Source organism: Nocardiopsis sp. iso_25, from assembly GCF_056173305.1.
In genome coordinates this window covers 3,203,098-3,216,469 of record NZ_CM149667.1, presented here as the reverse complement: position 1 = coordinate 3,216,469, position 13,372 = coordinate 3,203,098, and the positions used below count along the sequence as shown (strand labels likewise).

Here is a 13,372-nt window from a genome sequence, read left to right as displayed (position 1 = left end):
TCAGTTTCTAGCACCGGGTTACATGGGTGTCAACGGCAGATTTCCCGAAAACTGTGATCCAAGCCCCATATCGTTACGCTTCCGGCGGCCCGGGAGACGCGGTTCTTGCCGCGCGCTTTCCTGTCTCGCGCTCGTTCGCACGAGAAATCCCACCCTTCGAAGTCATAGCGCCACTCTCCGTCGTGCGTCACGGGAGTGCGGACGCTCGGACACGTCTTGGTCGACACCCTTGTCGACCAGATGGGAAAGCGTTTACCATGCCCTGTGTGAACCACACCACCCCACGCAGGTACGCGATCGTCGGCACCGGATCCCGCGCCCGGATGTACACCCGGGCCCTGACCGGCACCCACCGGGACCGGGGACGTCTGGTCGCCCTCTGCGACACCAACAGCACCCGCATGGCCGTGCACAACCGCATCGTCACCGACGCCGGACTCGACGCCGTGCCGACCTACTCCCCCGACGACTTCGTCCGCATGCTCAAGGAGGAGAAGGTCGACGAGGTCATCGTCTGCACCGTCGACCGCACCCACGCCGACTACGTCGTGGCAGCCCTGGACGCCGGACTCGACGCCATCACCGAGAAGCCCATGACCGCCGACCTGGAGGGGCTGCGGCGCATCAACGAGGCCCAGGCGCGCACCGGGGGGCGGGTGACCGTCGGCTTCAACTACCGCTACAACCCCGTCCACCGCCAGCTGCGCGACCTCATCTCCTCCGGGGTGATCGGCGAGGTCGGGTCGGTGCACTTCGAGTGGCTGCTGGACCTGCGCCACGGCGCCGACTACTTCCGCCGCTGGCACCGCGACAAGACCCAGTCCGGCGGCCTGCTCGTGCACAAGGCCAGCCACCACTTCGACCTGGTCAACTGGTGGATCGGCGCCCGCCCCACCGACGTGTTCGCGTCGGGGAGGCTGTTCTTCTACGGCGACGACAACGGCCGCCGCCACGGCCTGGCCGCCGACTACGAGCGCGGCCACGGCGAGGACGCCGCCCAGAGCGACCCCTTCGCCCTGCACATGGACGACAGCGCCGACCTGCGGGCTCTGTACCTGGACGCCGAGCACGAGGACGGCTACCGCCGCGACCTCAACGTCTTCGGCCCCGGCATCACCATCGAGGACGACATGTCCGTGCTGGTCGGCTACGACACCGGCGCGCGCCTGACCTACCACCTGGTCGCCTACGCGCCCTGGGAGGGCTACCGGATCGCGATCACCGGCAGCCGGGGCCGTCTTGAGTTGGACATGACCGAGTTCGAGTACACCTCGCCCGAGCAGGACGAGGCCACGCCCGTGCGCGGCATGCCCGCCCCCAAGGAGCACACCAGCGCGCGGCTGTGGCTGCGCCGCCACTGGCAGCCCCCCGAGGAGATCCCCGCGGCGGTGGGCGAGGGCACCCACGGCGGCGGCGACCAGCTCATGCTCGACTCGCTGTTCGGCGGCGAGGACGACGGCATCCGCCCCGACCACTCCGACGGCGGCAACGCCCTGCTCACCGGGCTGGCGGCCAACGCCTCCATTGCCTCGGGGGCGCCGGTCCGCGTCGCCGACCTGCTCGGGGGCAGCTGATGGGCGAACCCGTGCCCGTGCTGCTGGCCGGGGTCCACGGCCACGGCCGCGCCCACCTGCGCTCCCTGCGCGAACTGGCGCAGAGCGGCCTGGTCCGGCTCGTGGGCGTGTGCGACCAGCGCCCCGTCGCCGAGGACGACGACCTGGAGGGGCACGGCGCGCTGCCCTGCCACTCCGACCTGGGCGAGGCGATCGAGAGCACCGGCGCGCGGATCACCGTCCTGGCCACGCCCATCCACACCCACCTGCCCCTGGCCCGCACCGCGCTGGAACACGGCTCCCACCTGCTGCTGGAGAAGCCCACCACCGCGACCCTGGCCGAGTTCGAGGAGCTCACCGCGGCCGTGGACGCCTCCGGGCTGGCCTGCCAGGTGGGCTTCCAGAGCCTGGGGTCGGCCGCCGTGGAGGCCGTGCGCACCCTGGTGCGCGAGGGCGTGGTGGGGCGCGTGCGCGGCATCGGCGGTACGGGCACGTGGGTGCGCACCTCGGCCTACTACGACCGCGCCCCCTGGGCGGGGCGCCGCCGCCTCCAGGGGCGCGACGTGGTGGACGGGGCGCTGACCAACCCCTTCGCCCACGCCCTGGCCACCGCGCTGGCCGTGGCCGGAGCCGCGACCGAGGCGCCGCGCGGCGTGGAGCTGGAGATGTTCCACGCCCACCCCATCGAGGCCGACGACACCTCGTGCGTGCGCGTGCGCACCGCGGACGGGCTGCCCATCACCCTGGCGGTGACCCTGTGCGCGCCCGAGCACCTGCCGCCCCGCCTGGTGGTCCACGGCGACCTGGGGCGCATCGAGTTCGAGTACACGCTGGACCGCGTCACCGTGCACCGGCCGGGCCGGCCCCCGGCCACCACCACGCACCCGCGCACCCACCTGATGTCCAACCTGGTCGAACACGTGCGCGGGGGCGGGCCGCTGCTGGTGCCGCCCCGGGCCACCCGGGCGTTCATGCACGTGCTCGAAGCGGTGCGCACCGCGCCCGACCCGGTGGCGCTGCCCGCGGGCATGCAGCACGTGTACCGCACTGAGGAGGGGGTGCGCCGGATCGTCCCCGGCATCGACGCCCTCATCCACCGCAGCGCCGAGCACCTGGCGCTGTTCTCCGAACTCGACCCCGCCTGGTCCCCCGCGGCCCGGGCGGGAGCGACCGACGCGAAGGCCACGCCGTGAACACGCTGACTCTGGACGGTTGCGTCCTGGCCGTCCTCAGGGACGGGACCGACATCGAGCCGACCCTGTCGCCGCGGCCCTACCTGCACCCGGTGCGCACCCTCGCCGGGGTGCCGGTCACCGAGGAGCGGCCCGCCGACCACCTGCACCACTTCGGGGTGGGCGTGGCCGTGCCCGACGTGTCGGGGGTGAGCTTCTGGGGCGGGCGCACCTTCACCCGCGACCGGGGGTCGGTGCTGCTGGACAACCACGGCCGCCAGCGGCACGTGTCCTGGTTGGAGCTGGCCGCGGACCGCCGTGTGGAGGCGCTGTCGTGGACCGGCCCGGACGGGGCCGAGATGCTGAGCGAGGAGCGCACCGTGCGGGCCGCGGGCCTGGACGGGCGCACCTGGGTGCTGGACGTGCGCACGCAGCTGCGCAACACCTCCGGGCGCGACCTGAGCATCGGCAGTCCCGCCACCAACGGCAGGCCCGGCGCTGGCTACGGGGGCCTGTTCTGGCGCGCGCCCGTGGCCGCGACCCCGCCCGCCGTCGTGGGAGCGGGCGGGCTGGAGGGCGAGAAGGCCCTGCACGGTTCGCGGGCGGAGTGGCTGGCCCTGGTCGGCGGTGGCGGTGAGGACGCCGGGGCCGCTGGTGCCGCTGCGGGAGAGGGTGCCGGAGGCCGTGGTGCCCGGGGTGGCGGCGCGGCCTGGGGCGGAGCCGAAGACGACGCGGCGGGCGCGGACGAGGCCGGAGGCGGGGGGTGGACCCTGGTCTTCCTCCAACCCGGGGAGCACACCGACCCGTGGTTCCTGCGGGCCGAGGACTACCCGGGGGTGGGGCCCGCGCTGGCGTGGGACACGCGGCTGCCCCTGCCCGAGGGCGGGCGCCTGGAGCGGCGGCTGCGCGTGGCGGTGCGCGACGGGCGCGCCGACGGGGCCGGGGAGCTGGAGGCCCTGGCCGAGGCCGCCCGGGACCTGTTCTAGCCCGGGGCCCGACCTGGTCGGAATCCGCCGAGGTCGGAACCGCCCGGCTGGGAACCGCCCCGGTGCGGTGACCGCGCAGGGCCACCGCACCGCTCCCTTCCCCTTCTGCGTCGTTCGAGGGTCGGACCCCTCCCAGCGCACCGGCGCCGTTTGCGGCCGGTCCGCCAGCTTTTCGGTCGGCCAGCCGCCCCGGGGTCCGTGCCCGGGAGGGCCCGGGGGCGCGGGCCGGTCCGCCAGCGTCCTGGGGTCGCCGGTGGGGTCCGTCGGTGCCCCGGCCGTCGGCGAACCGGTCCTCGACGGCCCGGTCCACGGACCGGCGGCGTGGGACACGGGACCGCGAACGGCCGGCGGGAGGAGGGGAAGGGCGGCCCGGACACGAGGGGCGCAGCACGAAGCGGGCGGGCCCGGGACCCCCCCCGATATCAACGTTAGAACCGCCGCGCGGGGCGGCACCAGTGCCCTGCACGACCTGTGGACAACCCCCCGGACCCGGGGGCTAGGGAAGGAAGACAACACCCATGCGCGTTCTCGTCACCGGCGGCTCCGGACGGCTCGGCCGCAGCGTCGTGGCCACCCTGGCCGCACGCGGACACCAGGTGACCTCCGTGGACACCGCCGCGACCGACCCGCCCGAGGGCGTCGACGCGGTCACCGCCGACCTGCTGGACCCGGACGCCCTGGAGGCGGCCTTCACCCGGGCCCGCCCCGAGGCCGTCGTCCACCTGGCCGGGATCGCCGTGCCCTTCGCCCGCCCCGACGTGGAGACCCTCCAGGTCAACACCGGCCTGGCCTGGGCGGTGCTCTCCGCCGCCGTCGCCCACGGCGCCCACTCGGCGGTGGCCGCCTCCAGCCCCACCGTGTACGGGTACAACACCCCCTCCTGGGCGCCCCGCTACCTGCCGCTGGACGAGGCCCACCCGGTCACGCCCTGGCACGCCTACGGGCTGAGCAAGGCGATCATCGAGGACACCGTGCGCGCCCTGGCACGCACCTCCGCCACCTGCGTCCTGTCGTGCGTGCGCCCGGGCTACGTCGTGGCCCCCGAGGAGTGGGAGGGCGCGCCCACCCAGCTCGGGCACACCATGGCCGAGCGGCTGGCGGACCCGGCCCTGGCCGCCACCTCCCTGTTCAACTACGTCGACGCCCGCGACGCCGCCGAGCTGTTCGCGCTGGTCATCGAGAACCCGGCCAAGGTCAGCGGCGGCCAGGTGTTCAACGCCATGGCCCCCGACCCGCTGTCCGAGGTGCCCGTCGACGCCCTGCTGCCCCTGCACCACCCCGGCACCGCCCCGGCGGCCGCCGCCCTGGCCGACGGCCGCGCGGTCTTCTCCTCCCAGGCGGCCCGCGCCGCGCTGGGCTGGGCCCCCTCACGGACCTGGCGCACGCAGCTGCGCACCGGGCAGAGCCGCGCGGCCGCCTTCGAGGACGGTTCCGTGGCAGACGGGGCGCGTGGGGCGTCAGAGCGTCCGTGAGCTGGTCGAGGGCTCCGCTAGGGTAGGAAAGAGTTTTCCCATGGGCCGAGGCAGGAGAGGGAGCGGCGTGGAGTCCGGTTACGTGACACTGGAACAGGTCGCCGAGCACGCCGGGGTGTCCCTGGCCACGGCGTCCAGGGTGATCAACGGCAGTACACGCCAGGTCAGCCAGCGCCTGCGCGACAAGGTGACCGCCAGCGCGCGCGAACTCGGCTACCTGGCCAACGCCTCGGCCCAGACCCTGGCCCGCAACAGCAGCGCCCTGGTCGGCCTGCTCGTCCACGACATCTCCGACCCCTACTTCTCCTCGATCGCCGCGGGGGTCACCCGCCACACCGAGGAACAGGGGCTGGTCCTGGTGCTGGGCACCACCAGCCGCTCCGCGCAGAAGGAGGGCCGCATCCTGGCCACGCTGCGCGCGCACCGGGCCCGCGCGGTGGTGCTGGTCGGCTCGCGCTCCACCGACGAGGAGAGCAACCGGCGCCTGTCCGAGGAGATCCGCATGTTCCGCCGCCAGGGCGGGCGGGTGGCGTGCGTGTCCCAGGAGGGCCTGCCCGCGGACACGGTCACCCCCGACAACCACACCGGGGCCTCCGACCTGGCCCGCCACCTCATCGCCCAGGGGCACCGCGAGTTCGCCATCCTGGCCGGGCCCACCGACCTCCAGACCGCACGCGAACGCCTGGACGGGTTCCACTCCGCGCTCTCGGGCGCGGGGCTGGAGCTGGCCCACCACAACGTGGTGCACGGCGCCTTCACCCGCGACGGCGGCTACGAGTCCACCCGCCGCCTGATGGCGGTGGGCACCGACGCCACCTGCCTGTTCGCCGTCAACGACGTCATGGCCACGGGGGCGATGGCCGCGCTGCGCGACCTGGGGCTGCGGGTGCCCACCGACCTGTCGGTGGCCGGGTTCGACGACATCCCCACCCTGCGCGACCTCACCCCCGCCCTGACCACGGTGCGCCTGCCGCTGGAGGAGATGGGCGAGCGCGCCGCGGTGCTCGCCCTGGACGGCGAGCCCAGTGACGAGCCCCGCGTGGTCACCGTGCGCGGCGAGGTCGTCGAGCGCGAGAGCACCGCGCCGCCCACCCGCTGAGGGCTGCGGGCGCGCCGAGCGTGCCCGCAGCCCGGCGGTCAGCCCTCGCGCCCGAGCGCGGTGGCGATGACCCGCGAGCTTCCGTCCCGCAGGGCCTGCGCCGCGGTCCGGCCCGTCGCGGCCAGGTAGGCGTCCGCCAGCCTGTTGCCGACCGCGTACCCCGCCCCGGTCGGCAGCCCCACCGGGGCGGCGCCGAAGCGCCGCGCGCTGGCGTCGCCGTGCACCCAGGCCGTGAAGTTCTCCATTCCGGTCACGCCGAGCCCGGACACGACCTTGTCGAAGACCGCGTCGTCACGCAGGGACGGCACACCGATGCGGGTGCGGCCGAGTTCGTCTCCGTACAGTTCGCGGGCGAACGCGTCGGCCAGCCCCTCGGAGACCACGTGCTCGCCGACCGTCACGGTCGCCGGGTCCCAGACCACCCCGCCGGGCCCGTAGCGCAGGTTGTGGTGGAGTTCGTGCACGGCGGTGGCCTCCAGCCGCGCCACGTTCTCGGGGAAGGGCCACAGGGTGATCACGATGTAACCCGACAGCCCGCCGTTGCCGGACACGCCGAGGCAGGGACCGGTGAAGTGGTCGTCGCCGGGGTCCCCGAGCACGAACAGCACGGTGATGTCGGGGACCTCCAGATCCGGGGTCGCCGCCAGCAGCGCGGACAGCGCCCCGTCGAGCGCGCGCCGCAGGCGCTCCCAGGCCCCGGCGGCCGCCAGCGTCTCCAGCGCGTCGAGGCAGCGCTGTTCGTCGCGGTCCAGGGGGAACCCGAACGACCGCCGGTGCATGTCGGCCGGGTCCACCTCACCGGGGAAGTAGCGGTACATGCCCCGGACGGGTTCGAGCATCGAGCGCAGCAGGTCGGGGCGGTCGGCGGCCGGGGCCAGCAGGACGCGCCGCATGGAGGAGAGGGTGTCGGGAACGGTGATCGTCATGCCCACGGACGCTAGGGGTTGACGCAGCGTCAAGGTCAACCTCTCCCGCCGGACCCGCTCCCGGGGGCCGCCGCCGCGCCACGCCCCACGCCGTTCGGTCCGCCGCCCGGCCGGTGCCGACGCGCAAGTCGACCGCTCACACCCCGACCCGCCGCGCCGCACGGCGGCGCAGGACCAGCCACCCGGCGACCGCCCAGGTCAACGCCACGATCCCGGCCATGACCAGGCGCGAGGTGAGCAGGTGCTCGGGCGGATAGAGGTTCCCGGTCAGGTAGAAGTCGATGAAGCCGTTCTCCATCACCGGCCGCCCGGTGCGCGACCGCGACCAGTTCTCGATCTCGGTCAGGAAGCACGGCCAGTCGACGATGACGATGCCCAGGGCGTAGGCGGCCACCGCCAGGTGCACCCAGAACATGCGGGGCCAGCGCCAGGCCAGCGCACCGCCGAACACGACGAAGGCGAGGAAACCGAAGTGTAGGGCCGCCGCGGCGTGGCCCACCAGGAGGGAGGTCATGTCCCGAACCTAGGACCGGGCCGTCCCGCCTACATCGGTACGCGCACCCGGTCCCCCTGAGTACCCCTACTCTTGTGCCCTCCCTCCCTCCCGCCCGACAGCGGGAGGTCGCGGAACCGCCCGCCGGCGGCCGCGGGGCCGGAGCCCCGCCGCGGGCCGCCCCGCGGCCCTGCCCTCCGCCCCGCCGGGGAGGACGCGAAGGGGCCGGGACGCCACCGCCACGGGGCGTCCCGGCCCCTTTTCCGGTCGCGACCCGGTGCTAGGGGGAAGCGTCCGCGACCGGTGTGAGCGTGTCGGCGAACACCAGGCCGTGGCCGCGGCCGGTGTCGGCGCGCACCCGGCCCCGGTCGAACTCCACCCCGCTGGGGCGGGCCAACGCTCCCAGCGCGGCGAAGGAGGCCCGGTCGATGTCCTCGACCATGGCCACCCGGGGCAGGCACAGCGCCAGCTGCCCCGACAGCTCGGGCAACAGGTGCGGAGCCACCGGCACGCCGCGGCGCGCCATCGACTCCGCGATCCGCAGGAACGGGGTGATGCCGCCCACCCGCACCACGTTGGGCTGGGCGACGTCGCACACCCCCAGCTCCACGGCCCGCTCGAACTCGGCGACCGTGCGCAGGTTCTCACCCACGGCGAAGGGCACCCGCGTGCGCCCGCGCAGGCGGGCGTGCGCCTCCAGGTCCTCGGCCGGGAGGGGCTCCTCCACGAAGTGCGGGCCGAACTCCTCCAGCGCGTCCAGCGCCCGGACCGCCCCGGGCACGTCCCAGCGCTGGTTGGCGTCCACCATCAGCAGCCGGTCCGGGCCCAGCACCCCGCGCACCGCGCCCACCCGCTCGGCGTCCCGGGCCGGGTCGGGCGAGCCGACCTTGATCTTGGCGGCGACGTGCCCGGCCTCCACCCAGCCGCGCACCTGTTCCACCAGGTCGGGCAGGGAGTAGTCCAGGTTGACCCCGCTGCCGTAGGCCGGCGCCGACTCGCGGCGCCGACCCACCAGGTCCACCAGGCTCGACTCGGCCGCGCGGGCGCGCAGGTCCCACAGGGCGATGTCCACCCCCGCCAGCGCCATCAGGGTGAGCCCGCTGGTGCCCGCCTCGCGCAGGTGCCAGCGCAGCTCGTCCCACCGGGCCGGATGGGCCTCGGCGCCCACCAGCGCGGGCCGCAGGTCGTCGTTTACCAGCGCGGCCACCGCCCGGGCCCCGATCAGCGGGGTCCACGCGAACCCCGTGCCGACCAGACCGGCGTCGGTGGCCACCCGCACCACCACGACGTCGTTGCGGTCCACGCCCCCGTCCCAGGACCGGTGCAGCGGCAGCCGGAAGGCCCGGGCGCCGACCTCGGTGACGCGCACGTTCAGCCCTCCTTGACCAGGGACAGGCCGGTCTCGATCAGCTCGGCCAGCTCGGCCTCCTCCTCGGCGGTGGGGTCGCTGAACGGGGCGCGCACCCCGCCCATGTCCACCCCGCGCAGCCGGGCGCCCGCCTTGACCAGCGACACCGCGTACCCGGGCGTCCGGTCGCGCAGCCGCACCAGCGGCTCGAAGAACTCGTGCATCAGGGTGTCGGCCAGCGCGTCACCGGAGTGGAAGGCGCGGTAGAAGGCGTCGGCCACCTCGGGCACGAACGCGAACGCCGCCGAGGAGTACAGCGGCACGCCCACCGACCGGTAGGCCGCCACGGTCAGCTCCGCCGTGGGCAGGCCGTTGAAGAAGGTGAACTCCTCGCCGCGCAGGTCGCGCACCGCCATCACGATCTGGTGCATCCGGCCCAGATCGCCCACCCCGTCCTTGATCCCCACCACCTGCGGGATCGCGGCCAGCTCCGCCGCGCTCTGGGGGGTGAACACCATCGACCCGCGCTGGTAGACCACCACCGGGATGTCGGAGGCCGCGACCACGGTGCGCACGTAGTCCACCAGCCCCGACTGCGGCGCGCCCACCAGGTAGGGCGGCAGCAGCAGGATCGCGTCCGCGCCCAGTTCGCGGGCCGCGCGGGCCTGCTCGATGGCGGTGCCCACGCTGCCGCCCGCACCGGCCACCACCGGCACGCGGCCCGCGGTGGCCTCCACCGACCGCCGCACCACCGCGGCGTGCTCGGCGGCCGACAGGGCGTGCACCTCACCGGTGCCGCAGGCCGCGAACACCCCGCCCGCGCCGTGCTCCACGCCCGAGGCGACGTGCTCGGCCAGCACGTCCTCGTTGACTCCTCCTTCGGAGTCGAAGGGGGTCAGGGGGAAGAAGAGGATTCCGTCGAAGTTCAAACTCGCTCCTTGAGCTCGGGGGGACCGGGGGCGCGCGTGCGCCCCCGGGGGCCTCACAGGACGTGCTGGACGTGGCGTCGGGCCAGGGTGGCGATGACGTCGTCGCCGTCGGCCGACCAGATCCGCTCGTTGAAGATCTCCACCTCGATGTCACCGTCGTAACCGGCCGCGTCCACCGCGCGGCGCAGGGCCCGCACGTCGGCGTGGCCGTCGCCGACCATGCCGCGCCCCAACAGGGCGTCGGCGGGGATGGGCAGCTCCCAGTCGCAGGCCTGGAAGGAGGCGATGCGCCCGCCCGCCCCGGCGCGGGCGATCTGCTCCCACACCTGGGGGTCCCACCACACGTGGTAGGCGTCCACCACCACGCCGACGGCTGCCGCGTCGAAGCGTTCGGCCAGGTCCAGGGCCTGTCCCAGTGTGGAGAGCACGGCGCGGTCGGCGCAGAACATCGGGTGCAGGGGCTCCAACGCGAGCCGCACCCCCCGCTCCAGGGCGTAGGGCGCCAGCTCGGCGATGCCGTCCGCCACCCGCTCGCGGATCCCGACCAGGTCGCGTTCGCCGTCGGGCATCCCGCCCACGACCATGACCAGGCAGGGCGCACCGAGTTCGGCGGCCTCGTCCACGGCGCGCCGGTTGTCCTCCAGCGCCGCGGCCCGGTCCGGGGCGGTGAGGAACCCGCCGCGGCAGTGCGAGGACACGCGCAGCCCGGACCGGCGCAGCAGGGCGGCCGCCTTGGCCAGGCCCATCTCGGCGACCGGCTCGCGCCAGGTCCCGATGGCGGGCAGCCCGGCGCGCAGGCAGCCGTCCACGGCCTGGGTCAGGTTCCAGTACTTGACGGTGGCCTGGTTGAGCGAGAGCCGTGCCAGGCGCGGGTCGCCCGGTTCGGGGGTGGGCACCGCGGCGGGCTGCCCGGAGGGCACGTCCACCGCGCCGGGCACGACCGCCGCGACGGCGGCCGCGGGTGCGGCCGTCCGCGCGGGGGGCACCGCGGCGCCCTCGGGTACGGTGCTCACTGGTCGACTCCTGACACCTGGAGGAGCGCCCGCATGCGTGCCGCGGCCAGGTCCGGGTCGGTCAGGGCCCCGGCGGCGTCGGCCAGGCGCACCGCCTGGGCCAGGTGGGGCAGGTCGCGGGCGCTGTGCAGCCCGCCCACCATGTGGAAGCCCTTCTGGTGGCCGTTGAGCCAGGCCAGGAAGGCCACGCCGGTCTTGTAGTAGAAGGTGGGCTCGGCGAACAGGTGCCGGGCCAACGGGACCGTGGGGTCCATCAGGGCCCGGTACCGCTCGGTGTCGCCCTCGTCCAGGGCTGCCAGCGCGCGGGCGGCGGCCGGGGCGATGGCGGCGAAGACGCCCAGCAGGGCGTCGGAGTGGCCCTGCTCGTCGCCCAGCACGAGGTCGGGGTAGTTGAAGTCGTCGCCGGTGTAGAGGCGCACGCCCTCGGGCAGCAGCCGCCGCAGCCGCACCTCCAGCGAGGCGTCGAGCAGGGAGACCTTGATGCCCTCCACCTTCGCCGCGTGTTCGGCGATCAGGGCCGCCACCGGCTCGATCGCCTCGGCCGGGTCGGCGAAGCCCCAGTACCCGGCCAGGGCCGGGTCGAAGGCGGTGCCCAGCCAGTGCAGGATGACGGGCTGGTCGGCCCGGCCCAGCAGGTCGGCATAGACCTTGGCGTAGTCGTCGGGGCCCGAGGCGACCGCGGCCAGGGCGCGCGAGGCCATGAGGATGGGGGTGGCTCCGGCGCCCTGGACGACGTCGAGCTGCTCACCGTACGCGGTGATAACGCTTTCCAGATCGGCCTGCGAAAGGTCGAGCTGGTCGGTGCCCACCCCGCAGGCCAGGGCGGCGCCGCGCGCGGCTGCCTCCGCACCCGACCTGCGGATCAGCTCGGCGGTGGCCGCCCAGTCCAGGCCCATGCCGCGCTGGGCGGTGTCCATGGCGTCGGCCACGCCCAGGCCCTGGTCCCACAGGTGGTGGCGGAAGGCCAGGGTGGCCTCCCAGTCCAGGCGGGCCGGGGCGCCGGGGGCGTTGGCCGACAGGGGGTCGGCGACCACGTGCGCCGCCGCGTAGGCCGTGCGCGAGCGGGCGGGGGGAAGCGGGGAGGCGTCGACGGGGGTGCCGCTCAGGGTGTAGGGGGCCGCGGTGCCGTCGGCGGCGGGTAGCAGGAGTGTGCTCATGCGAGGGTGACCTCGTCCAGTTCGATCGTGCGTCCGGTGCGCGCCGACTGGAGCCCGGCCTCGGCCATCTGGAGGCCGCGCGCGCCCGAGAGCAGGTCGTGCGGGAAGGGGGTGTCCAGGACCACGTGGCGCAGGAAGTCCTCCCACTGGGAGCGGAACCCGTTGGGGAACTCGGTGTTGTCGGGCACGGGCTCCCACTGCTCGCGGTAGCGCCCCAGGTCCTCCAAGTCGGGGTTCCAGACCGCCTTGGGCGTGGCCGAGCGGTGCTGGGCACGGCAGGAGCGCAGCCCCGCCACAGCGCTGCCGTGGGTGCCGTCGACCTGGAACTCCACGAGTTCGTCGCGGGCCACGCGCACGTTCCAGGAGGAGTTGATCTGGGCGATGACGCCGCCGTCCAGTTCGAAGATGCCGTAGGCGGAGTCGTCGGCCGTGGCCTCGTAGGGCCGGCCCTCCTCGTCCCAACGGCGCGGGATGTGGGTGGCCACCTTGGCGGTGACCGCGCGCACCGGGCCGAACAGGTGCTCCAGGATGTAGTGCCAGTGCGGGAACATGTCCAGCACCATGCCGCCGCCCTCCTCGGCGCGGTAGTTCCAGCTGGGGCGCTGGGCGGGCTGCCAGTCGCCCTCGAAGACCCAGTAGCCGAACTCGCCGCGCACCGACAGGATGCGGCCGAAGAAGCCGCTCTCGACCAGCCTGCGCAGTTTGAGCAGGCCGGGCAGGAAGAGCTTGTCCTGGACCACGCCGTTGCGCACGCCCGCGTCGCGGGCCAGTTTGGCCAGCTCCAGGGCGGCGCTGAGCGTGCTGGCGGTGGGCTTCTCGACGTAGACGTGCTTGCCCGCGGCGATGGCGGCGCGCACGGCCGCCTCGCGGGCGTGTGTGATCTGCGAGTCGAAGTAGACCGTGATGTCGTCGTCGGAGAGCACACCGTCCAGGTCAGTGGACCAGCGCTCGATTCCGTGGCGTTCGGCGATCTCGCGCAGCTTGTGCTCGGAGCGTCCGACCAGGACGGGCTCGGGAATGATCCGGGAGCCGTCGGGCAGGCGTACGCCGCCCGCCTCCCGGATGGCCAGGACAGACCGGGTCAGGTGCTGCCTGTACCCCATGCGTCCGGTGACGCCGTTCATGGCGACACCCAGCACGTGATCACCCATGGGTTGTTACCACCTTTCCGTGTGAAAGCGCTTTCCAGCCTACGGCAAGAACACCCCTGTGCACCAGAGGGGC

The 13,372-nt window shown here is 74.3% G+C and carries 12 protein-coding genes; 5 read left to right on the top strand and 7 right to left on the bottom strand.

Annotated elements, in window-relative coordinates; all coding sequences use genetic code 11:
- Window positions 1-266 precede the first annotated feature (266 nt).
- The 5 genes from AC0VX6_RS13895 to AC0VX6_RS13875 all read left to right on the top strand — a co-directional run bounded on the left by AC0VX6_RS13895 (window position 267) and on the right by AC0VX6_RS13875 (window position 6,282).
- Window positions 267-1,574, top strand: coding sequence for a Gfo/Idh/MocA family oxidoreductase (locus AC0VX6_RS13895; protein ID WP_475469066.1), 1,308 nt, complete (start codon window positions 267-269; stop codon window positions 1,572-1,574).
- A complete protein-coding gene (locus tag AC0VX6_RS13890; RefSeq protein ID WP_475469065.1) occupies window positions 1,574-2,746 on the top strand; it encodes a Gfo/Idh/MocA family protein in 1,173 nt (390 codons plus the stop codon). Before AC0VX6_RS13895 ends, AC0VX6_RS13890 begins: the two co-directional genes overlap by 1 nt.
- On the top strand, window positions 2,743-3,711 hold the full coding sequence (locus AC0VX6_RS13885) for a DUF6807 domain-containing protein (protein WP_475469063.1): 969 nt from the start codon (window positions 2,743-2,745) through the stop codon (window positions 3,709-3,711). Before AC0VX6_RS13890 ends, AC0VX6_RS13885 begins: the two co-directional genes overlap by 4 nt.
- Before the next feature lie 518 nt (window positions 3,712-4,229).
- Window positions 4,230-5,183 (top strand): NAD-dependent epimerase/dehydratase family protein, encoded by a 954-nt coding sequence (locus tag AC0VX6_RS13880; RefSeq protein WP_274977945.1) that lies wholly within the window; start codon window positions 4,230-4,232, stop codon window positions 5,181-5,183.
- Window positions 5,184-5,250: 67 nt separating this feature from the next.
- The gene (locus AC0VX6_RS13875; RefSeq protein WP_274977944.1) at window positions 5,251-6,282 is read left to right on the top strand and encodes a LacI family DNA-binding transcriptional regulator; all 1,032 of its coding nucleotides are present in this window, start codon (window positions 5,251-5,253) and stop codon (window positions 6,280-6,282) included.
- A gap of 38 nt (window positions 6,283-6,320) precedes the next feature.
- On the opposite strand, the gene AC0VX6_RS13870 is transcribed toward AC0VX6_RS13875, so the two are convergent.
- The 7 genes from AC0VX6_RS13870 to AC0VX6_RS13840 all read right to left on the bottom strand — a co-directional run bounded on the left by AC0VX6_RS13870 (window position 6,321) and on the right by AC0VX6_RS13840 (window position 13,299).
- Complete coding sequence (locus tag AC0VX6_RS13870) at window positions 6,321-7,208, bottom strand: DUF2268 domain-containing putative Zn-dependent protease (RefSeq protein WP_274977943.1); 888 nt, start codon at window positions 7,206-7,208, stop codon at window positions 6,321-6,323.
- Window positions 7,209-7,344: 136 nt separating this feature from the next.
- Entirely contained in the window at window positions 7,345-7,722 is a 378-nt protein-coding gene (locus tag AC0VX6_RS13865) for a DUF2784 domain-containing protein (protein ID WP_274977942.1), read from the bottom strand.
- Between the two features lie 259 nt (window positions 7,723-7,981).
- Window positions 7,982-9,070 (bottom strand): mandelate racemase/muconate lactonizing enzyme family protein, encoded by a 1,089-nt coding sequence (locus AC0VX6_RS13860; protein ID WP_475469060.1) that lies wholly within the window; start codon window positions 9,068-9,070, stop codon window positions 7,982-7,984.
- 2 nt (window positions 9,071-9,072) lie between these two features.
- Entirely contained in the window at window positions 9,073-9,978 is a 906-nt protein-coding gene (locus tag AC0VX6_RS13855; protein WP_274977940.1) for a 5-dehydro-4-deoxyglucarate dehydratase, read from the bottom strand.
- Window positions 9,979-10,031: 53 nt separating this feature from the next.
- Window positions 10,032-10,991 (bottom strand): sugar phosphate isomerase/epimerase family protein, encoded by a 960-nt coding sequence (locus tag AC0VX6_RS13850; RefSeq protein ID WP_475469058.1) that lies wholly within the window; start codon window positions 10,989-10,991, stop codon window positions 10,032-10,034.
- Window positions 10,988-12,148 carry a dihydrodipicolinate synthase family protein gene (locus AC0VX6_RS13845; protein ID WP_274977938.1) on the bottom strand — a complete coding sequence of 387 codons (1,161 nt, stop codon included), beginning with the start codon at window positions 12,146-12,148 and terminating at the stop codon, window positions 10,988-10,990. The genes AC0VX6_RS13850 and AC0VX6_RS13845 overlap by 4 nt, the downstream gene beginning before the upstream one ends.
- Window positions 12,145-13,299, bottom strand: a complete 1,155-nt coding sequence (locus tag AC0VX6_RS13840; protein WP_444964023.1) for a Gfo/Idh/MocA family protein — start codon at window positions 13,297-13,299, stop codon at window positions 12,145-12,147. The genes AC0VX6_RS13845 and AC0VX6_RS13840 overlap by 4 nt, the downstream gene beginning before the upstream one ends.
- Between the last annotated feature and the right edge of the window lie 73 nt (window positions 13,300-13,372).

Coding starts and splice junctions, on each gene's coding strand:
- AC0VX6_RS13890 (WP_475469065.1), top strand. CDS start 1,574: ATGGGCGAACCCGTGCCCGTGCTGCTGGCCGGGGTCCACGGCCACGGC.
- AC0VX6_RS13880 (WP_274977945.1), top strand. CDS start 4,230: ATGCGCGTTCTCGTCACCGGCGGCTCCGGACGGCTCGGCCGCAGCGTC.
- AC0VX6_RS13870 (WP_274977943.1), bottom strand. CDS start 7,208: ATGACGATCACCGTTCCCGACACCCTCTCCTCCATGCGGCGCGTCCTG.
- AC0VX6_RS13865 (WP_274977942.1), bottom strand. CDS start 7,722: ATGACCTCCCTCCTGGTGGGCCACGCCGCGGCGGCCCTACACTTCGGT.
- AC0VX6_RS13845 (WP_274977938.1), bottom strand. CDS start 12,148: ATGAGCACACTCCTGCTACCCGCCGCCGACGGCACCGCGGCCCCCTAC.
- AC0VX6_RS13840 (WP_444964023.1), bottom strand. CDS start 13,299: ATGGGTGATCACGTGCTGGGTGTCGCCATGAACGGCGTCACCGGACGC.